This window comes from Neobacillus sp. 19 (genome assembly GCF_049463095.1).
Classification (GTDB): domain Bacteria; phylum Bacillota; class Bacilli; order Bacillales; family Cytobacillaceae; genus Neobacillus.
The window spans coordinates 24,110-44,670 of record NZ_JBMPZU010000011.1; the positions used below are offsets into that span (position 1 = coordinate 24,110).

A 20,561-nucleotide genomic window follows, 5' to 3' on the forward strand; every position below is an offset into this window, starting at 1 on the left:
GACAAATTGCCACCCTTTACTGGTGCATGTGACAATGGTACTATTAAAATTGTCATGGAATAGAAACAAATTTCGGAAAAAAGGTGTTGCTTATGATCGATTTACATTGTCACATATTGCCTGGGATTGACGATGGGGCAAAGGATTTGTCAGAGAGCATCAAGATGGCGCAGAAGGCTGTGGAGCAGGGGATTCATACGATTGTCGCTACTCCGCATCATTTGAATAACCGTTATGAAAATCCGAAGCAAGAGATAATTGATAGAGTGATTGATTTAAATAAAGCATTACTAGAACAAAAGATTGATATCAATGTATTGCCTGGCCAGGAAACGCGGATCTATGGGGAAATGGTCGAGGGTGTGGAAGCGGGGGAAATCCTTGCACTTGATGGAACACAGTACGTGCTAGTGGAGTTCTCATCCAGCCATGTGCCCCGTTACACCGAGAAGCTGTTTTATGACCTGCAGATGAAGGGTCTTGTTCCGGTAATCGTCCACCCGGAACGAAACCAGGAATTGATTGAACGTCCCGATCTCTTATACCGCTATGTGAAAAACGGAGCATTAACCCAAGTGACCGCGGCCAGTATTTGCGGCGATTTTGGCAAGAAAATTAAGAATTTTACCCTGCAATTGATTGAAGCAAATTTAACGCATTTTATTGCCTCAGATGCCCATAATACCGGCAACCGGACGTTTAAAATGCGCGAGGCCTTCGATTTCATTCAAGCAAAATACGGCAATGATATGGTGTATTTGTTTGAAGAGAATGCCCAACTTGTGATTGAAGGGAATCATGTGTATAAAGAAGTGCCTGAGCGGGTGAAAAAGAAGAAGTTTTTGGGGATCTTTTAGTTTGTTGATACCCTACTACTAGTAACCGCCCTTACGGGCTGTTAGGTAGGGAGTGGTAGTTTGACCCACTAAGACTATAGGATTTATAGTAATCCTTATATTTTGCCAGGTTCCAATACCTGGACCGGCGAGGCTTCCTGTCCGTTATCCATGGGGGCACTCGATCATGCTGTGGGCCCCTCCCTTTTTTTTGAGACGGGACCTTAGACGCATGTCGTCAGGAGCATGGTGTGAGGTAAGGTTAAATGCCAATTTAAAAATATAGAGAATGACAAAACAATAAATAGCTAATGAAAGAATAAGTGTCAAAAGCACTTGCTATTCCATTAGGTATTTATTTTTTTGATTGGAAAAGGGGCGGAGCGGCGCAAAGGTGAACGTGTCTGGACATGTTTAGCACGAATGAGTAATTTCTCACAATGAAAATAGTTATTGTTTAGCTCTGCTCACACCGCCTTTATTATGTTGGGGTACTACTCATATCAAGTTTGTTTTTATGCATGGGTTGATTGTTGAGACTCATGCAAGTTTTTTGACACAATGTTTTACTAGGTAAAAGAGTTTATTAGATTGACGAAATAAAAGAAAAAAGGGGGATTAGACAAATGACATATGGGAAGAGATTGACCGCGCTCGCCTTACTGGATTCAATCATTGTGTTAACGGCAGTGTACATAAGTTATTTTACGTTGAATCCGGAGCTGGAGATCTTTAAGATTCCGATGCTGCTTGTTACGGCGGTTACGTTATTGACCAGCCATCATGTATTTGCATCTATTTATAAGCTGTATAACAAGGCGTGGCAATATGCGAGCGTCGGTGAGTTGATTGCTATTGTGAAAGCTGTCACGTTCACCATTGTTGTGGCTGCGGTCATGCAGAAGCTAGTCTTTGGAAATATTTATGTAAGAGCATTGATGATTACGTGGATGTTGCACGTTTTGTTCATTGGCGGTTCTAGGTTTTCGTGGCGGATGTTCCGTGACAATTTCATGGTGAAGCAAAAAAATGTAAAACGGACATTGATTATTGGTGCAGGCCGCGGCGGGACGATGGTTGCAAGGCAATTGCTGAGTAACTTTGATATTGACTTGAAGCCGGTTGCCTTTATCGACGATGATCCGAAGAAATACAAGTTGGATATACTCGGGATCCCTGTTGTGGGGGATTCCGCTCATATTAAGGATGCAGTGGACAAGTACAAGATTGAAAACATTGTGATTGCGATTCCTTCTTTAGGGAAGAAAGAACTGAATCGGATTTTTGAAGAATGTTCGAAAACAAAGGCGAAAACGCAAATTATGCCGATGATTGAAGACCTAATGACCGGAAAAATAACGGTCAATCAATTCCGCGATGTCCAGGTCGAGGATTTATTGGGCAGGGAACCTGTTGAGTTGGATATTGCCGGTATTTCGGAAAAAGTCTCCGGTAAAACGGTGATGGTTACCGGTGCAGGTGGCTCGATTGGATCGGAAATCTGTCGGCAGATCTGTAAGTTCAATCCGAGCAAAATTGTCCTGTTGGGACATGGCGAGAACAGTATTTATTTGATTGATATGGAACTGCGAAAACAGTATCAAAATCAAATTGAAATTGTGCCGGTGATCGGTGATATTCAGGATCGGGCGCGGATATTTGATGTAATGGAAGAACATCGGCCGTTTGTCGTTTATCATGCGGCGGCGCATAAGCATGTGCCGTTAATGGAATATAACCCGAAAGAAGCGGTTAAGAATAATATATTTGGTACTAAGAATGTAGCGGAAGCTGCTGACACCTTCGGCGTCAATACTTTTGTAATGATTTCTTCTGATAAGGCTGTGAATCCTCCGAATGTGATGGGGGCAACGAAAAGGTTTGCTGAGATGATTATTCAGAGTTTGGCACCAACTAGTAATACGAAGTTTGTGGCGGTTCGGTTTGGGAATGTGCTGGGAAGCCGCGGGAGTGTTATTCCGTTGTTTAAGAAGCAGATTGCTGCCGGTGGGCCGGTTACAGTTACCCATGAAGAGATGACTCGCTATTTTATGACGATTCCTGAGGCCTCACGGCTTGTTATTCAGGCAGGGTCACTTGCCCGTGGCGGTGAGGTGTTTGTTTTAGATATGGGTGAGCCGGTTAAGATTGTCGATTTGGCAAGAAACCTAATTAAACTGTCTGGCTATTCTATAGAAGAAATCGGGATACGGTTTTCAGGTCTTCGACCTGGGGAGAAGATGTATGAGGAACTTCTTAATGAGAATGAAGTACATCCTGAGCAGGTGTATCCGAAGATTCATATTGGGAAGGCGAAGGTTATACATGCTACTGCTTTAGGTGAGTTGATTGAGAGATTATTAGCGATGCCTGAGACAGAGATGCATGATACTTTGATTGCAGTGGCTAATAATAAGTTTGAAAGAGCAACTTCCTTTGCTGCAGTAAAATAGATTAATAAATAGGTTCAAACCTTTCGGTTTGATGTCGAAATTGAAAAGGTGGATTTTATATGAAAAGAGTACGGAAAGCGATAATACCTGCAGCGGGGTTAGGAACACGATTTCTTCCAGCTACGAAGGCAATGCCAAAAGAAATGCTGCCAATTGTTGATAAGCCAACGATACAATATATTGTTGAAGAAGCAGTGGCTTCGGGAATTGAAGATATTATTATCGTAACCGGTAAAGGAAAACGGGCGATTGAAGATCACTTTGATATTGCTCATGAATTAGAGCAAAATTTAATGGAAAAAGGCAAGTTAGATATATTAGAAAAAGTTCGTTATGCTACTAATCTTGCGGATATTCATTATATTCGCCAGAAAGAGCCAAAAGGTTTAGGGCATGCGGTATGGTGTGCACGTAATTTTATTGGAAATGAACCTTTTGCCGTGCTTTTAGGTGATGATATTGTTCAGAGTGAAACACCTTGTCTAAAACAACTGATTAATCAATATGAAGAAACTCTTTCTTCGGTGATTGGTGTTCAGACTGTACCGAATGAAGAGACACATCGTTATGGAATTGTTGATCCTTCGGTTCAGGAGGGCAGAAGGTATCAGGTTAATAATTTTGTTGAAAAGCCGAAGCCTGGTACTGCTCCTTCTAATCTAGCGATAATGGGCCGTTATATTCTTACTCCGGAGATTTTTATTTTCTTGGAGCAACAAGAGACTGGGGCAGGTGGGGAGATTCAATTGACGGATGCGATTCAGAAGTTGAATCAGATTCAGCGGGTGTTTGCTTATGATTTTGAGGGTAAGAGGTATGATGTTGGGGAGAAAATTGGGTTTGTGAAGACGACGATTGAGTTTGCATTACAAGAACCGTCATTACGTAAAGAAATTCTGGCCTATATGGATGAAATAATGGAGACAGAAAAGGTTAAATAATTATTTGACCTTTTCTGATTGGGGTGAATTATTGAGTGATCTATAGAAAATATATAAAGAAAATATTGGATATTATTCTTGCCTTTATAGGCATTGTAGTACTTTCGCCAATTTTTTTAATATTAATTATTTGTATCAAGTTAGATTCTAATGGTCCAGTGCTATTTAAGCAGCGTAGAATTGGGAAAGAAAAATCAGAGTTTTATATTTTGAAATTTAGAACGATGAAAATTGATACGCCCAAGGATACACCGACACACCTGTTGGAAGATCCTGAAAGTTATATTACTAGAGTTGGGAAGTTCATGCGTAAAACTAGCTTAGATGAGCTACCGCAAATCCTTAATATTCTTAAAGGTGAAATGAGTATTATTGGGCCGCGTCCTTGCCTTTGGAACCAGTTTGATTTGATTGCTGAACGAGATAAGTACGGTGCAAATGATATTTATCCTGGGCTTACTGGGTGGGCACAGATTAATGGTAGGGATGAATTGCCTATCGAAATAAAGGCAAAGCTTGATGGAGATTATGTTGAAAAACTGAGTTTTGGTTTTGATGTGAAATGCTTCTTCGGAACTATAGTAAGTATTCTAAAGCACGATGGTGTTGTTGAAGGTGGTACTGGCGAGATGGAGAGGGAAAAAGCAAAGGTGACTAAGGTAAAAACTGACGGTTCTGAGAGAAACGTAGGATGAAGAGAATACTTATTACTGCGAAAAACAGTTATATAGGAAACGCCTTTGCAATTTGGACTACCGATAAATTTAATATAGACTATATCACTTGCCGAAATGATGAGTGGAAGGAACGGGATTTTTCGAAATATGATGTAATTTTACATGTGGCAGGAATTGCTCATGTATCAACAGACCCTAACATGGAATCACAGTATTACAAGGTTAATAGAGATCTAACGATTGAATTAGCAACAAAATCCAAAAGTGAAGGCGTTAAGCAGTTTATCTATTTGAGCAGCATAATCGTCTATGGGGAAAGCAGCAGTGGAGAAAGAATTATAAATAAAAACACTATTCCGAAGCCAAGTAATTTTTATGGCAATAGTAAACTTCAAGCAGAAGAAGGAATAAAGCCTTTAGAAAGTAATAACTTCAAAGTTGTTATTATTAGACCACCAATGATTTATGGGAAAGGGTCAAAAGGAAATTATCCTAAGTTAGCAAAGGCAGCCCAAAAGTTACCGTTTTTTCCTGATGTCGATAATCAGCGGAGTATGCTTCATATAGATAACTTGTGTGAGTTTATTAGACTTATGATAGACAATGAGGAGAATGGATTATTCTTTCCGCAAAATAGTGAGTACGTTAAGACTTCAGAAATGGTAACAACAATTGCAGAAGTTCATGGTAAGAAAGTTAAATTAACAAAAATCTTTAATCCTGTCTTAAGAGCTATGGTGTCAAAGGTAGGTATTATTAATAAAGTATTTGGTAATTTAGTGTATGCGAAGAATATCTCTGAGTATAAACAGAATTACAGAGTTAGAGATTTAAAAGACTCTATAATGATGACGGAAAAATAAGAAAAGTGGGTGAAGGGTTGAAAAAGCATATTTTAGTTATTGCACAGTACTTCTACCCTGAACAATTTCGGATAAATGATATTTGTACCGAGTGGGTCAAAAGGGGATATAAGGTTACAGTTATAACTGGAATTCCTAACTACCCGCAAGGTAAGTATTATAATGGGTATGGGTTATTTAAGAAAAGAAAAGAATTATACAACGGTGTAGAGATCATTAGAATTCCTCTTATCCCAAGGGGAAGCAACTCGAATAATGCTAGCTTTAAATTATTTGTCTTTTGTTGTCTCAGGGTATTTTTGGAAGGTTTGCACACGAATAAAGGCAGATTACGTTTTTATATTTGAAGTATCGCCAATGACTCAAGCGTTGCCTGGAGTATGGTTTGCTAAAAAAAGGAATATTCCTTGTTATCTATATGTCCAAGATCTATGGCCGGAGAATGTAGAGATTATTACTGGGATAACGAATAAGACAATTATAGGTTCTATTGGGAAGATGGTGGATTACATCTATAAAAGGTGTACAAAAATCTACACTACATCAAATAGTTTTAAGGAATCAATTGAAAAGCGCGGTGTCCCTTCTGATAAGGTGGAATACTGGCCACAATATGCAGAAGACTTTTATATCCCAATTGAGAAAACTACTATCGATGAAATTCCAGATGATGGTGTGTTTAATATAATATTTGCAGGTAATATTGGCAATGCTCAAGGGTTGGATATTCTACCGAAAACAGCTGTTTTGTTAAAGAAGAGCAACTTAAAAAGAAATATTCGATTTAACATTATTGGCGATGGGAGATATAAAGACACATTAGTTAATTTGGTTAATTCTGCCAATCTTTCTGATATGTTTAATTTTATTCCTAAACAGCCAGCAACAAGGATTCCGCAATTTATGGCTGCTAACGATGCTGCTTTTTTATGTTTAACAGATAGTCCTTTATTTGCAATGACAATTCCTGCAAAACTACAATCTTATATGGCTTGTGGTATTCCTATTATTGCCTCTGCAGACGGAGAAACAAATCGAATTTTAGAGGAATCTAATGCAGGTGTTTCAAGCCCTGCTGGAGATGCTCAAAGACTTTCTGAAATAATAATTGATTTATCGCTAAAGACTCAAGAAGAACTAACAAAATTAGGGTTTAATGCAAGGGATTACTACGATAATAACTTTAATAAAAATGAATTATTAAATAGAATGGATCATCATTTTGGTTTAAATCCTATAATGGAGGAAAAATACCATGTTTAAAGATAAGACAATTTTAATAACTGGCGGCACAGGTTCCTTTGGAAATGCCGTGATGAAACGTTTCTTAAACACTGATATCCGTGAAATTCGTATTTTTTCAAGAGATGAAAAAAAACAGGATGATGTGCGTAAACAATATAATAATGAGAAGCTTAAGTTTTATTTAGGTGATGTAAGAGATTTAGCAAGTGTTAAAAATGCAATGCATGGTGTAGATTATATTTTCCATGCAGCGGCATTGAAGCAAGTGCCATCATGTGAGTTCTTTCCACTTGAAGCTGTAAAAACAAATGTTTTAGGAACGGATAATGTGATTACTGCTGCTATCGAATATGGTGTGAAAAAAGTGATTTGCCTTTCAACAGATAAAGCAGCTTATCCAATAAATGCAATGGGAATTTCAAAGGCAATGATGGAAAAGGTTTTTGTTGCAAAATCAAAGACTGTATCTCCAGATAAAACTCTTATTTGTGGCACTAGATACGGGAATGTTATGGCTTCAAGGGGATCAGTAATTCCATTATTTATTGAGCAGATTAAAAGTGGACATCCTTTAACGGTAACAGATCCAAATATGACTAGATACTTAATGAGTCTTGAAGAAGCAGTAGAGTTAGTCATATTTGCATTTCAAAATGCTGAAGCTGGAGATATTATGGTTCAAAAAGCTCCTGCAAGCCTTATTGGAGATTTAGCACAAGCTGTCAAAGAGATATTTAATGCAGAAAATGAAATTAAAGTTATTGGTACTCGTCACGGTGAGAAGTTATATGAGACCCTTCTTACAAGAGAAGAGTATGTGGTGGCAGAAGATATGGGCGGCTTCTTTAGGGTCCCTGCAGACCAAAGGGATTTAAACTATGATAAGTATTTTGTAGACGGGAATAAAAACCTTACTACTATAGAAGAATATAACTCCCAAAATACAGAACTATTGAATGTAGAGCAAATAAAGGAAAAACTTCTTGCTTTAGACTATGTGCAAGACGAACTTAAGAAATGGAATGAAAAAAGTTACGTCATGAATTAAGGATGGAATAATTAATGAAAATTTTAGTTACTGGATCAAAAGGATTTGTTGGTAAGAATCTTATAGCCGAGCTAAGAAATAAGGGATATAACGATATATACGAATTTAGTAGAGAGTGTGATAATTCTTTATTAGAAAAATACACTAAAGATTGCGACTTTGTATTCCACCTAGCTGGAGTGAATAGGCCTAACGACGAAAATGAATTTATGGAAGGTAATTTTGGTCTTACAGCTGAATTGCTATCTCTATTAAAAAAATCCAGTAATAAAGCGCCTGTTTTGATCACTTCTTCAATTCAAGCTGTAAGGGATAATCCTTATGGGATAAGTAAAAAGGCTGGAGAGGATTTATTATTTGATTACTATAAAGAAACTGATGTAAAAGTTTTCATTTATAGATTACCGAACCTCTTTGGAAAGTGGAGCAAACCAAACTATAATACGGTGGTTGCTACTTATTGCCATAATGTAGCTAGAAACTTGGATATCCAAATAAACAATCCGGATGCAGAACTGACTCTTTGTTATATTGATGACGTCTTAGAAGAATTTTTTAGGGCTATAGATGGAAAACCTACAATCTCAGATGACTATTGTGTTGTACCGGTAACACATAAGATAAAACTTGGTGAACTTGCAAATGTCATTAAAAGTTTCAAAGAAACCAGGGGAAATTTAAGTATTCCTAATATGGAAGATTCTTTAACTAAGAAGCTTTATAGCACTTATTTGAGTTTCTTACCAGAGAATGAGTTTTCGTATGATCTAAAGATGAATTGTGATCCTAGGGGATCTTTTACAGAGTTTATTAGAACTCCAGAAAGAGGTCAGGTTTCCATAAATGTGTCTAAACCAGGAATTACTAAAGGGAATCATTGGCATCATACGAAAAATGAGAAGTTTTTAGTTGTAAGTGGAGAAGGCTTAATTAGATTTAGGAAGCCTGATTCAGAGGAAATTACTGAATATAGAGTAAGTGGAGAAAAGCTACAAGTTGTAGATATTCCTACTGGATATACTCACTCCATTGTTAATGTAGGGGAGAAAGACCTAGTAACCGTAATGTGGGTAAATGAGTGCTTTAATCCTGAAAAGCCCGACACTTACTTCTTGGAGGTATAACAAATGAAAAAATTAAAAGTGATGACAGTCGTTGGAACAAGACCGGAGATCATAAGACTGTCAGCTGTTATAAACAAATTGGAAGAATCAAATGCAATAGAACATACCCTTGTCCATACGGGACAAAATTATGACTATGAATTAAATGAAGTGTTTTTTAATGATTTTAAATTAAAAAAGCCGAGTTATTTCCTTAATGCAGCTACTGGAACAGCGGTAGAAACAGTGGGTAATATACTAATAAAAATTGATCCAATTTTGGAAGAGGTTAAACCAGATGCATTATTAGTTCTGGGTGATACTAATAGTTGTTTATGTGCAATCGCAGCAAAGAGAAGGCATATTCCTATTTTCCATATGGAAGCAGGCAATAGATGCTTCGACCAAAGAGTGCCGGAAGAAACCAACCGAAAAATTGTTGATCATACTGCAGATATTAATCTAACTTATAGCGATATTGCAAGAGAATACCTACTTAGAGAAGGCTTACCAGCGGATAGAATTATTAAAACTGGTAGTCCAATGTTTGAAGTCTTGAATTCTAGAAAAGCTGACATTGAAAATTCAGATGTTTTAGATCGGTTAAACCTTGAAGAAGGAAATTATTTTGTTGTATCGGCACATAGAGAAGAAAATATCAATTCAGAAATCAATTTTCTAGACTTAGTTGGTAGTTTAAATGCAGTTGCGGAAAAATATAATATGCCTGTAATTGTAAGTACTCATCCACGAACTAGAAAAATGATTGATGCAAAAGGAATAGAGTTTAATCCGTTGGTAAAAACGATGAAACCTTTAGGGTTCAATGATTATGTGAAACTTCAAACGAAGGCGAAAGCGGTACTTAGTGACAGTGGAACGATTAGTGAAGAATCTTCAATTCTTGGGTTTAGAGCACTTAATATTAGACAGGCTCATGAAAGGCCAGAAGCTATGGAAGAGGCATCTGTGATGTTGGTCGGACTTAAGAAGGAAAGAATATTACAAGGATTAGAGATTTTAGAAATGCAAGAAAATGAAACTTTAAGGCATGTTGGGGACTATAGTATGCCGAATGTGTCTGACAAAGTGTTGAGAATAATTCTATCATATACAGATTATGTGAATAGAGTTGTTTGGGGGAAAACCAATTGAAAGTATTGCAGATAAATTCTGTATGTGGTGTTGGTAGTACTGGTAGGATTACAACTGATATAGATAAATTGTTAAAAGACCAAGGACATGAAAGTTATATTGCCTATGGTCGTGGAAGTGCAATTAATTGTGATACAGCTATACGTATTGGAAATGATATTGATAATTACCTTCATGTTGCAAAGACTAGAGTTTTTGATGAACATGGTCTTGGGTCAGTGAAAGCAACAGAGGATTTTATTAAGAAAATAGAAGAAGTAAACCCTGATGTTATTCATTTGCATAATATTCATGGATATTATATTAATATTGAAATTCTTTTTGATTATTTAAAGAGTGCAATCAAACCAGTGGTGTGGACATTACATGATTGTTGGGCATTTACTGGACATTGTGCTTACTTTGATTATGCTAATTGTAATAAGTGGGAAACTGGATGTCATAATTGTCCACAGAAACAAAGTTATCCAGCCAGCTTATTTATTGATAACTCTAAGAGTAATTACAAAAGAAAAAAGGAAATATTTTCAGAAGTTAAGAATATGACTATTATTACTCCTTCTAAATGGCTATCTAGTTTGGTAGAGAAATCATTTTTAAAAGAGTACCCGGTTAAACTAATTAATAATGGCATTGACCTTTCTATTTTTAAACCTACAGAAAGTAGAATTAAAGAAAGATATAATTTAACAGATAAATTTATTATTTTAGGTGTTGCGAGTACATGGGATAGAAGAAAAGGGCTTAATTATTTTATTGACCTGGCGAGTCAACTAAACGAGGATACCTATAGAATCGTCCTTGTAGGCATTTCAGATAAACAAAAGAAAATATTACCCTCCAATATTGTTGGAATTACTCGTACGAATGATGTACAAGAGCTTGCTGAAATATATACATCAGCAAACATATTTGTTAATCCAACATTAGAGGATAACTTTCCAACCACAAATTTAGAATCACTTGCTTGTGGTACTCCTGTTGTTAGCTTTAATACGGGTGGAAGTCCAGAAAGCATAAATGACACTTGTGGGATTGTAGTGGAAAAGGGAAATATTGATGAATTAATTAAAGTAATTGAAGAACAAAGATTAAACAATAAATTTAATTTGAGCGATTGTGTTAATAGATCCAAGTTATTTGATAAGAATGCTAGATATAGGGAATATATAAATGTATATAAGGGGACTTAAGATGAAGGTATTATTTTTGACAAATATCCCTTCACCATATAGGGTAGATTTCTTTAATGAGCTTGGGAAAAACTTTGAATTAACTGTTTTGTATGAACGTAAACAAGCAAAAGATAGAGATGAAAAGTGGGAGGCAGACAAGCCAAAGAATTTTAGAGAAGTGTTTTTAAAAGGTATAAAGGTTGGTAATGAATCAGGGATATGTTTCTCAGTAATTAATTTTCTGAAAAATAAACAATATGATCAAATTATAGTTGGGGGATATAGTACTCCGACAGGAATGCTTGCTATAGAATATTTACATCTTAATAGAATTTCCTTTTTTTTAAGTAGTGATGGAGGAATAATAAAAAAGGATTATTGCTTGAAACGTTTAGTAAAACGACATTTTATCAGTAAAGCTTCAGCATGGCTTAGTACGGGGCAAAAAACGACAGAATATTTATGTTACTACGGTGCAGATGCAAATAGAGTTTATAAATATCCTTTTACATCTATAAAAGATAGGGATATTTTAAAGGGAGTTCCGTCAGTATCTGAAAAGTCAAAAGTTAGAAGACGGTTGGGCATTAAAGAAAAAAAGGTAATTATTTCTGTAGGTCAATTTATATATCGTAAAGGTTATGATGTTCTACTTAACTCAAGTAGGATTTTAGAAAAGGATATAGGAATATATATAATTGGTGGCGAACCAACTGAAGAATATATGAAAATAAAAAAAGAATTTGATTTGACAAATGTGCATTTTGTGGGTTTTAAAACAAAGGTTGAACTAATGGAGTATTATAAAGCTGCTGATTTATTTGTTTTACCAACTCGTGAGGATATATGGGGTCTCGTAATTAATGAAGCAATGGCAAATGGTTTGCCAATAATAACAACTGATAATTGTATTGCAGGATTAGAACTTATTGAAGATTATGAAAATGGTTTTATTGTACCTGTAAATGATCATGAAAAACTGGCAAATAGAATTATTGATGTTCTTGACAATAATGAATTGAAGTATAAGATGTCAGAAAATAATATTAAGAAAATAAAGAATTTTACTATTGAAAATATGGCAAAATCTCACTTAGAAGTAATTGATAAACACTTTTCGAAATAAATAACCTTATTTTTAAAAAATTTACATTTAATGCAACAAATAATCTTTAGAAAATAGATTTGTACTTTATTTATAAAGTAAATTCATATGAAAGGATTAGATTATTCATTCTTTTGGGGGAAATATTTTGAAAGATAATAATGATAAACTTGGGAAATTATATTTACTATTTCTTTATATAATATTAGGAGCTTTCTTATTATTCTTAATACCATCTAATTTAAATAACCATGATTACGAAAGTTATTTAGTATTATGGTTATCTTATATTTTAGTAGGTGGTATTTTTACATTTACAATGTTAATAAAAAAGGTAGATATAATTGAACCTTACGTATTCGTTACAATCATATTTTTAATAATGTTTAGTTTAGTTCCATTAATAAATATAGTCACAAATGATACTTTATCATTTGGGGTTAATGTTATGGATTCGTCCATCAAAGCAACAATAGTGTATGTATTATCGTATATATCCTTTCAGATAGCATATTTCTTTAAGTGGAAGCCCAAGTCTACTATTAATAATATTTCTTCTAGGAATCAGATTGTTTTTTGGGATTTAACAGAAAAACAAAAGAATTGGATATATAAAATATGTCTTGTATTATGGTGTCTCTTTTATCTCTTTTCATTAATTTATATTTTATCTTCTGGAACTAGTTTGATTTATATCTTTACAATTGGATTAGCAGGTTCAGTAAATATATCAAATTCTACAGACACTCCTTTAGGGTTTTTAGGTATGTTCAATTATTCCTTAATACCAATCTGGCTATATATTTCTCACTGTGGGAAAAATAAATTATTAAATTATATACTATTTTACTTAACATTTGGAACTTTTCTGGTAAGGGGATTTCGTTTTGTATTGGTTATTTTAATTATAGCCCCTTTTGTATTTAAATATTTAAAAGAAGGAAAGCGGCCAAATGGTTTTAAAATTTCAGGATTAAGCGTGATTATAATTTTTATGATTGGTCTTGTTGGTTATGTTAGAGATAATTTACGTGTAGGACAGATGATTGATTGGACAAATTTTAATCTTGAATTCATTAAGGATGCATTAATTGGAAACTTTAATGTATATCAAGGCTATTATGCAATAGTGAAAGTAGCACCAGACATTGTATCATTTTCTGGTCTAGCACCAGTTTATAATACAATTATCATGTTCATTCCAAGAGCGATTTTTCCTTCAAAAAGATATCTAGATAGTACTGGAGAAATGACAAGAATAGGAATTTCTGAATATGCGACACAAGCAGGTTTTGCTGCGCCAAATTTAGGAGAATTTTATGCATGTTTTGGCTTGATTGGATGTATTGTAGGAATGATTATTTTTGCTAGATTCTGTGTATATATAAAGAGAAAGTATACAAAAGATACGCCGAATATTCACGATTTAATATTATATAGTGTTTTATTTCCTTCAATATTACAATTGATTATTAGAGGTTACCTGCCTTCAAATTTTTACTTAATTTTGTTCTTAGTAATTCCAGGACTATTTATTAAATTTATATTAAAAGGAAGTGCGAAAGACCATGACTAACAACTTATTAAATAAAAAAATCATTGTAGTTCATCCGGGACAACAGCACTCCTATCATTTAGCAACAGCATTAAAGAATAATGGACTACTCTATAAATATATAACTACTGTATACAATAAAAAGGGATCATTTACAAATAATGTCCTTAGATTTCTTAAGGGTAATAATAAAAAAAGAGGAGAAGCGAGACATTCAGATAATATTCCTGATAATGACATCCTTTTATTTTGTGAAATAAGAGGGTTACTATCCTTATTAATATTAAGAGTATCTTTCTTAAAAAAATTTTGGCCTCGATGGAATGACTATTTAAATGATAGCTTCGGTAAAAAGGTTGCAAAGTATGCAATAAAAAATAATGTGGATATAGTAATTTCATATGATAATAACTCGTCGGAATTATTTGGATTATTAAAGTTAAAAGCTCCAAATATAACTTGTGTATTGGATTGCTCAGCAGCCAATAGACTATATGTAAGACTTTTATATGAAAATGAAATGAAAAAAAATAAGCAAGAAGAATTATGTTTGGAGAATCCTGAGTTATTTAATGGTCGTGTATTAGAAAGAATTAAGAGGGAAATAAAATTAGCAGATTATTTTTTAGTTCCATCTCAGTTCGTAAAAAAATCGTTGGAAATTAGCGGTATTAATAGTGAATCCATTCTTGTAGCTCCTTATGGAGTTGATATAAATCATTTTAGAGGTATTGGTTCATCAAATTCTAATTATGAAATGAAAATAGTTTTTTTATATGTTGGACGAATTACTTATGCAAAAGGATTAAATTACCTGCTGGATTCATTTTCAAAAATTAATAATACAGAAATAGAGTTGAGATTAGTTGGAAATTATAGTATTACCCCAGGTCTGTATGAAAAATATAAAGATCATCCTAAAATAACTTTTTTAGGAAATGTGATGCATAATGAAATGAAAAAAATCTATTCACAAGCTGATGTATTAATTATTCCATCTTTAAATGAAGGAATGTCTCTAAGTGGCTTAGAAGGATGGTCTTGTGGCTTACCACTGATTTGTACAATGAATTCAGGTGTTAATGATTTCGTTGAAAACTATAAAAATGGAATAGTTATACCTGCGGGAGATAGTAATGCTCTAACAAAGGCAATTTTATGGTTTATTAATAATCAAGATAAATTAAAAGAAATGAAAGATTATGCTAGGAAAGCAGCTGAGAATTTATCTTGGGAGACATATAATAATAATATCTATAAAGAAATAAAAAGAATTTTATAAAAATATTTAATAGGGAATTTTGGTTCTCTGTATTTAGTTTGGTAGTAAAGGAGTAATAAAATGATTTCGAGAGTTTTGGTGATAACAGGTGGGTTTGCAAATGGGGGAATTGAAGCATTTATTATGGAACTCTATCGAAATATTCCCCGGAGAAGATACAAATGGATTTTTTAACAATTAGTCCAGAAAGGGGATATTATGATAATGAAATTTTAAACAGCTCTGGTAATTTGTATCGGGTTAAGGCAAGTACACCAAAATGGAAGTATTTCTCTTGGATAAAAATAAAGATTAGACTATTAATGTTATATATAAACATTTTAAGAGGAAATAAATACCAAGCATTGCATGTACATGGAACCGGAGGAACTGGGCTGTTATTCTTGTTCATAGGAAAGTTATATAGAGTGAATGTAAGGATTATCCATAATCACGGTATTCCAGAAAGCTATAAACCAACTCTTCTAAATTCTATAGTTCGATATATCAAAAAATTAAGTACAGACATTATTTCCACACATAAATTAGGTTGTTCAAAAAAGATATGTGAATTTTACTTTGGTAAGAATTGCTTTAATGATAGTCGTACTGCTGTAATTAGAAACGGAATAGATTTAGAAAAATTTTCAAATGTATATAAAAAAGGTTACGTAAAAACAAAATACTCTATACCTGAAGAAAAATATAATTTTATTCATGTAGGTAGGTTCTCGAAGGAGAAAAATCAAATATTCTTAATTAGGATGTTTGCAGAATTATGTAAATTACGTAGTGATGTCCACCTAACAATCATTGGCTATGGCTTATTAGAAAAGGAAATTAAAGAAGAGATTCACATAAAGGGAATTGATAGGAACATTTCATTTCTACCTCAGGACAGTTTTATTCCCGAAGTAATGTCAGCTATGAACTTTTTTGTACTCCCTTCATTAAATGAAGGGTTGGGTATTGTCTTAATAGAAGCCCAGGCAATGGGTTTGCCATGCTTTGTTTCAAGTGCGGTACCAAATGAGGCAGATTTAGGTATGTGTATGTATTATCCTTTGAATAAAGGTGAAAAATACTGGGCAAATGTTATTAACGAATCAATAGATAAAAAATCATACAAAAGTAGTATTGATAACAAAAAACTATCAATGTTTGATATAAGAAGCACAGCAAGTATAATGGCTAAAATCTATTGTGAAGAAACATAAGGATGTCGAACTATGACTAAAATTAGTGTAATTGTTCCAATGTACAAAGTTGAAAAACATATAAAAAAATGTATTGAAAATTTAAAGAATCAATCCTTAAAGGATATTGAAATAATTATTGTTGATGACGGATCTCCTGATAATTGCGGTAAAATTGCAGATGATTATGCGGAAACTGACAAAAGGATAAGAGTAATTCATAAGGAAAATGGCGGAGTATCGTCTGCTAGAAATGCTGGAATAAAAGTAGCCAGAGGAGAGTATATAGGATTTGTGGATCCAGATGACTGGATTGAGCCTGTAATGTTTGAAGAAATGTATAAGACAGCAAAAGATAATAACTCCGATTTGTGTAGATGCAAAGGATATTATCAAATCAATGGGAATTTCAAAATTGCCGAGGATATTATTGATAATTTTCATGATAGGGATGTATTTGAAAGCCAATATATTTCAAGACTATTTTCCACAAAATCATTTAGTATTCAAGATAGGATACCATCTGCAGTTTGGTTATGTATTTTTTCTAGAAAACTAATATTGGAACATAATTTATTATTTTCGCATGATTTAACAATTGGTGAGGATACACTTTTTAATATGGAAGCAACTTTTCACTGTAATAAATTATCTATTTGTGAGGGGAAATTTTATCATTATTTAATTAACGATGTATCAGCTACAAAAGCTTATTCCAATAATTTATTTGATAATCTGTATGCTTCTTGGTTGAGCTATAAGAACTTTTTTGAAAAGAATTACTATAACCAAGATATAGATGATAGGCTTAAGATGTGCATTATAAATTTTGCAATACAATCGATAATAAATGAAACAAGGGCAAAAAATACTGTTTTTAAAAGTTTGTCAGAGATCTTAAACATTTGCAACAATAAGGAATTGAATTTAGCATTAAGTGATGTAAATGTTAAAACTATTCCCCTAAAGGATCGACTTAAGGTTTTCATGATGAAATATAAATTTATTCCTTTTATTTATTTCTACTATACGGTATTAAGAAAGAAATAAAAGGAATATCCAATATAGAGAAATAAGGGCAGTAAAAGATAGGTTGGAATTTTAATCCAGTTATAATTGAATTAAACTAATTGGAACATATTCTTCACTCTAAATACAGTATTTTTGAAATGGAAAAAACACTTTGATATTGATTTGATCTTCGTGGGGAAAGGTAAATTTTTAAAAAACATAATCATAAACTAATTAGGAGTTAAAAGAAAGGGTTATTCATATGAAAAAAATAATGGTTTATGCGTATACTCACTTTAATTTAGGTGATGATCTTTTTATAAAAATGCTTTGTGAAAGGTATCCTAATGTAAGATTTTTTTTATACGCTCCTGGTAAATATAAAAATAATTTTAGTAATGTGAAAAATATACGTATAATTCCAATTGAATCAATAACATTTAGAGCCATTAACTATATATCGAGGATTTTAAAAATTGGGTATCTCTTTAGCCGTGAAGCTATAGCAAAAACTTGTGATGCAGCTGTTTATATTGGCGGATCATTATTTATTCAAGGAGAAAATTGGGAAAGTGGAATAAAAAATGTAAAAAGTATGCAAATTAAAAATAAACCTTTTTTTCTTTTGGGAGTAAACTTTGGGCCTTACAAAGATATGGAATATTTTAATAAATATAAGGAATTATTCCAAGGTTATACAGATATATGTTTTAGAGAGCAGTATTCATTTGAATTATTTAATGATTTAAGCAATGTTAGAATTGCTGATGATATAGTTTTCCAATTAAGGAAACCAGATATAAAAACTATTGGGAAAAATATTGTTATATCAGTTATCAAACCATCAGTGAGGAAAGACCTGATGGATTTTGATGATATTTATTATAAAAAAATTAAGGACATATCTATGTATTTTATTGAAAAAGGCTATAGTATAACACTTATGTCCTTTTGTGAATTAGAAGGTGATGAAGAGGCAATAGAATCAATACTGAAGTTAATTCCAAGTGATTATAAAAATAAAATAAATGAGTACTTATATAAATATAATATTGACGAAACATTAGATATTATTGCTGCTTCAAATTTTGTTATTGCATCTAGGTTTCATGCTATGATATTAGGGTGGGTATTTAATAAACCTGTATTTCCAATAGTTTATAGTAGCAAAATGACTAATGTTATGAGAGATGTAGGCTTTAATGGTCTATTCACAGATTTTAATACTATTGAAGCATTACAACCAGAGAAAGTCTTTGAATGTATGAAAACAAATTTAATTGATGTTTCTAATCAAGTCAAAAATTCAGAGAAGCATTTTGAAAAGTTAGATGAGTACCTATTAAACTAAAGTATTTATTGAAAAAGGAAGAAGTCGTTATGAATCAAATGAAAATGGGAACTCTTTTAACATATGTCACTCAGTTTGTTCAAATTATTATTACAATTTTATATACACCAATTATGTTGAGATTATTAGGTCAATCTGAATTCGGTCTTTATTCCTTAGTAATATCTGTTACAGGTGTTCTATCTATATTAGATTTAGGCCTCGGAAACACAATTGTTAGATATACCGCAAAATATAAAGTTTTAAAAGATAAATTAACTGAATATAGTTTAAACGGTTTTTATTTGATACTGTATACTCTTATTGGACTAATTACCTTACTACTGGGTTTATATATTATCTTAAATCTTAACACGATATTCTCAAACTCACTTTCTCCTGAAGAAATAGAAAAGGCTAAGATATTAATAATAATATCTGTTATTAATTTATCTTTGTCATTTCCTTTAGGTATATTTGGATCAATTATGATGGCTTATGAACAATTTATATTTATAAAAATTATTTCCCTTGTTAGAATTATTTTAAATCCATGTGTTATGCTCCCTTTATTAATGAACGGTTATGGGTCGATTGCAATGGTAGTTGTTATTTCCTCATTAAATATTATTAGTTTGCTTATTAATATATGGTATTGTTTTAAAAAATTAAAAATTAAATTTCATTTTAATAATTGGAATTCAAAATTACTAAAGGAAATATCCGTTTTTTCCTTTTATACATTTCTGATTCTGATAGTAGATAAGATTTATTGGAGTACGGATCAAATTATTCTAGGAATTAATCAAGGTACCAAAGAGGTATCTATTTATTCAATTGGAGCAACCTTTTCAACGTTTTTTATTACTTTTACTAGTGTAATAAGTAGTTTGCAGTTGCCGAGATTTACTAAATTAGTTACATCAGGTGCCTCGGATAAAATTATATCGGATCAGTTTATAAAATTAAGTAGATTTCAATTTATAATAGGCTGTTTTATTTATGGAGGATTTTTGTACATTGGAAAGGATCTAATTATTTTATGGGCTGGTAAGGGTTATAATAATTCTTATTATATTGCATTAATAATTATGACTAGTTTGCTTTTTGCGGTAGTTCAAAATAGTGCTATTGCTGTCGTCCAAGCGAAGAACCTTAATCATTTTCGGTCTATTGCTCAATTAATTATAGCATTAATAAATATCGGATTAACTATTCCATTGTCAATAAAGTATGGTGGGTTAGGGGCTGCTATAGCTACTAGTGTAACTTATTTAATTGGAAATAATATTATCATGACAATATATTATCATAAAAAAGCAAAACTTAATATGATTGAACTTTGGTTGCAATTAATAAGATTCGTGCCATCATTTTTAATCTTAATGATATTATTGATATTTATCAATCTAATTGATTTCTCAGGGTCATATTTCAGTCTAATTGTTAAGGTGATTTTATACTCAGGATTTTACTTTACTACTATATATATTTTCAATATGAATAAATATGAAAAAAGTTTTATTTCTTCTATATGGGTGAAGTTGAAACTAAATTGATTTAGTAACATGTTAAGTTGTTTGTATTAATAAGTAAAAGGGAGAAAA

17 protein-coding genes are annotated in these 20,561 nt (G+C 32.8%); all 17 read left to right on the forward strand.

Annotated features, from left to right (window positions below):
* The first annotated feature begins 92 nt into the window (after nucleotides 1-92).
* The 17 genes from ACO1D1_RS02315 (at nucleotide 93) to ACO1D1_RS02395 (ending at nucleotide 20,513) form a co-directional block, all read left to right on the forward strand.
* Complete coding sequence (locus ACO1D1_RS02315; RefSeq protein ID WP_423334771.1) at nucleotides 93-857, forward strand: tyrosine-protein phosphatase; 765 nt, start codon at nucleotides 93-95, stop codon at nucleotides 855-857.
* A gap of 605 nt (nucleotides 858-1,462) precedes the next feature.
* A complete protein-coding gene (locus ACO1D1_RS02320) occupies nucleotides 1,463-3,289 on the forward strand; it encodes a polysaccharide biosynthesis protein (RefSeq protein ID WP_423334772.1) in 1,827 nt (608 codons plus the stop codon).
* A 59-nt stretch (nucleotides 3,290-3,348) separates the two neighbouring features.
* A complete protein-coding gene (galU, locus tag ACO1D1_RS02325) occupies nucleotides 3,349-4,230 on the forward strand; it encodes a UTP--glucose-1-phosphate uridylyltransferase GalU (RefSeq protein WP_423334773.1) in 882 nt (293 codons plus the stop codon).
* Between the two features lie 35 nt (nucleotides 4,231-4,265).
* Nucleotides 4,266-4,925 (forward strand): sugar transferase, encoded by a 660-nt coding sequence (locus ACO1D1_RS02330; RefSeq protein WP_423334774.1) that lies wholly within the window; start codon nucleotides 4,266-4,268, stop codon nucleotides 4,923-4,925.
* A complete protein-coding gene (locus ACO1D1_RS02335; RefSeq protein WP_423334775.1) occupies nucleotides 4,922-5,770 on the forward strand; it encodes an NAD-dependent epimerase/dehydratase family protein in 849 nt (282 codons plus the stop codon). The genes ACO1D1_RS02330 and ACO1D1_RS02335 overlap by 4 nt, the downstream gene beginning before the upstream one ends.
* Before the next feature lie 357 nt (nucleotides 5,771-6,127).
* Nucleotides 6,128-7,033, forward strand: a complete 906-nt coding sequence (locus ACO1D1_RS02340; RefSeq protein ID WP_423334776.1) for a glycosyltransferase family 4 protein — start codon at nucleotides 6,128-6,130, stop codon at nucleotides 7,031-7,033.
* Nucleotides 7,026-8,063, forward strand: coding sequence for an SDR family NAD(P)-dependent oxidoreductase (locus tag ACO1D1_RS02345; protein ID WP_423334777.1), 1,038 nt, complete (start codon nucleotides 7,026-7,028; stop codon nucleotides 8,061-8,063). The genes ACO1D1_RS02340 and ACO1D1_RS02345 overlap by 8 nt, the downstream gene beginning before the upstream one ends.
* 14 nt (nucleotides 8,064-8,077) lie before the next feature.
* Nucleotides 8,078-9,187: a capsular polysaccharide biosynthesis protein CapF gene (locus tag ACO1D1_RS02350; RefSeq protein WP_423334778.1), complete on the forward strand. Its 1,110-nt coding sequence runs from the start codon at nucleotides 8,078-8,080 to the stop codon at nucleotides 9,185-9,187.
* Between the two features lie 3 nt (nucleotides 9,188-9,190).
* Nucleotides 9,191-10,321, forward strand: a complete 1,131-nt coding sequence (gene wecB, locus ACO1D1_RS02355) for a non-hydrolyzing UDP-N-acetylglucosamine 2-epimerase (RefSeq protein ID WP_423334779.1) — start codon at nucleotides 9,191-9,193, stop codon at nucleotides 10,319-10,321.
* Complete coding sequence (locus ACO1D1_RS02360; protein ID WP_423334780.1) at nucleotides 10,318-11,514, forward strand: glycosyltransferase family 4 protein; 1,197 nt, start codon at nucleotides 10,318-10,320, stop codon at nucleotides 11,512-11,514. The genes wecB and ACO1D1_RS02360 overlap by 4 nt, the downstream gene beginning before the upstream one ends.
* 1 nt (nucleotide 11,515) lies before the next feature.
* Entirely contained in the window at nucleotides 11,516-12,622 is a 1,107-nt protein-coding gene (locus ACO1D1_RS02365) for a glycosyltransferase family 4 protein (protein ID WP_423334781.1), read from the forward strand.
* A 127-nt stretch (nucleotides 12,623-12,749) separates the two neighbouring features.
* Nucleotides 12,750-14,177, forward strand: coding sequence for an O-antigen polymerase (locus tag ACO1D1_RS02370; RefSeq protein WP_423334782.1), 1,428 nt, complete (start codon nucleotides 12,750-12,752; stop codon nucleotides 14,175-14,177).
* A complete protein-coding gene (locus ACO1D1_RS02375; protein WP_423334783.1) occupies nucleotides 14,170-15,438 on the forward strand; it encodes a glycosyltransferase family 4 protein in 1,269 nt (422 codons plus the stop codon). The genes ACO1D1_RS02370 and ACO1D1_RS02375 overlap by 8 nt, the downstream gene beginning before the upstream one ends.
* A 161-nt stretch (nucleotides 15,439-15,599) precedes the next feature.
* Nucleotides 15,600-16,634, forward strand: coding sequence for a glycosyltransferase (locus ACO1D1_RS02380; RefSeq protein ID WP_423334784.1), 1,035 nt, complete (start codon nucleotides 15,600-15,602; stop codon nucleotides 16,632-16,634).
* 12 nt (nucleotides 16,635-16,646) lie between these two features.
* Nucleotides 16,647-17,663: a glycosyltransferase gene (locus tag ACO1D1_RS02385; RefSeq protein WP_423334785.1), complete on the forward strand. Its 1,017-nt coding sequence runs from the start codon at nucleotides 16,647-16,649 to the stop codon at nucleotides 17,661-17,663.
* Between the two features lie 223 nt (nucleotides 17,664-17,886).
* Nucleotides 17,887-18,975, forward strand: coding sequence for a polysaccharide pyruvyl transferase family protein (locus ACO1D1_RS02390; RefSeq protein WP_423334786.1), 1,089 nt, complete (start codon nucleotides 17,887-17,889; stop codon nucleotides 18,973-18,975).
* Between the two features lie 29 nt (nucleotides 18,976-19,004).
* Nucleotides 19,005-20,513 carry an oligosaccharide flippase family protein gene (locus ACO1D1_RS02395; RefSeq protein WP_423334787.1) on the forward strand — a complete coding sequence of 503 codons (1,509 nt, stop codon included), beginning with the start codon at nucleotides 19,005-19,007 and terminating at the stop codon, nucleotides 20,511-20,513.
* Nucleotides 20,514-20,561: the final 48 nt, after the last annotated feature.

Excerpts from the sequence above, each read along its gene's own strand:
- ACO1D1_RS02315 (WP_423334771.1), top strand. The coding sequence starts at position 93 with ATGATCGATTTACATTGTCACATATTGCCTGGGATTGACGATGGGGCA.
- ACO1D1_RS02320 (WP_423334772.1), top strand. The coding sequence starts at position 1,463 with ATGACATATGGGAAGAGATTGACCGCGCTCGCCTTACTGGATTCAATC.
- galU (WP_423334773.1), top strand. The coding sequence starts at position 3,349 with ATGAAAAGAGTACGGAAAGCGATAATACCTGCAGCGGGGTTAGGAACA.
- ACO1D1_RS02335 (WP_423334775.1), top strand. The coding sequence starts at position 4,922 with ATGAAGAGAATACTTATTACTGCGAAAAACAGTTATATAGGAAACGCC.
- ACO1D1_RS02340 (WP_423334776.1), top strand. The coding sequence starts at position 6,128 with ATGACTCAAGCGTTGCCTGGAGTATGGTTTGCTAAAAAAAGGAATATT.
- ACO1D1_RS02345 (WP_423334777.1), top strand. The coding sequence starts at position 7,026 with ATGTTTAAAGATAAGACAATTTTAATAACTGGCGGCACAGGTTCCTTT.
- ACO1D1_RS02350 (WP_423334778.1), top strand. The coding sequence starts at position 8,078 with ATGAAAATTTTAGTTACTGGATCAAAAGGATTTGTTGGTAAGAATCTT.
- wecB (WP_423334779.1), top strand. The coding sequence starts at position 9,191 with ATGAAAAAATTAAAAGTGATGACAGTCGTTGGAACAAGACCGGAGATC.
- ACO1D1_RS02365 (WP_423334781.1), top strand. The coding sequence starts at position 11,516 with ATGAAGGTATTATTTTTGACAAATATCCCTTCACCATATAGGGTAGAT.
- ACO1D1_RS02375 (WP_423334783.1), top strand. The coding sequence starts at position 14,170 with ATGACTAACAACTTATTAAATAAAAAAATCATTGTAGTTCATCCGGGA.
- ACO1D1_RS02380 (WP_423334784.1), top strand. The coding sequence starts at position 15,600 with ATGGATTTTTTAACAATTAGTCCAGAAAGGGGATATTATGATAATGAA.
- ACO1D1_RS02385 (WP_423334785.1), top strand. The coding sequence starts at position 16,647 with ATGACTAAAATTAGTGTAATTGTTCCAATGTACAAAGTTGAAAAACAT.
- ACO1D1_RS02390 (WP_423334786.1), top strand. The coding sequence starts at position 17,887 with ATGAAAAAAATAATGGTTTATGCGTATACTCACTTTAATTTAGGTGAT.
- ACO1D1_RS02395 (WP_423334787.1), top strand. The coding sequence starts at position 19,005 with ATGAATCAAATGAAAATGGGAACTCTTTTAACATATGTCACTCAGTTT.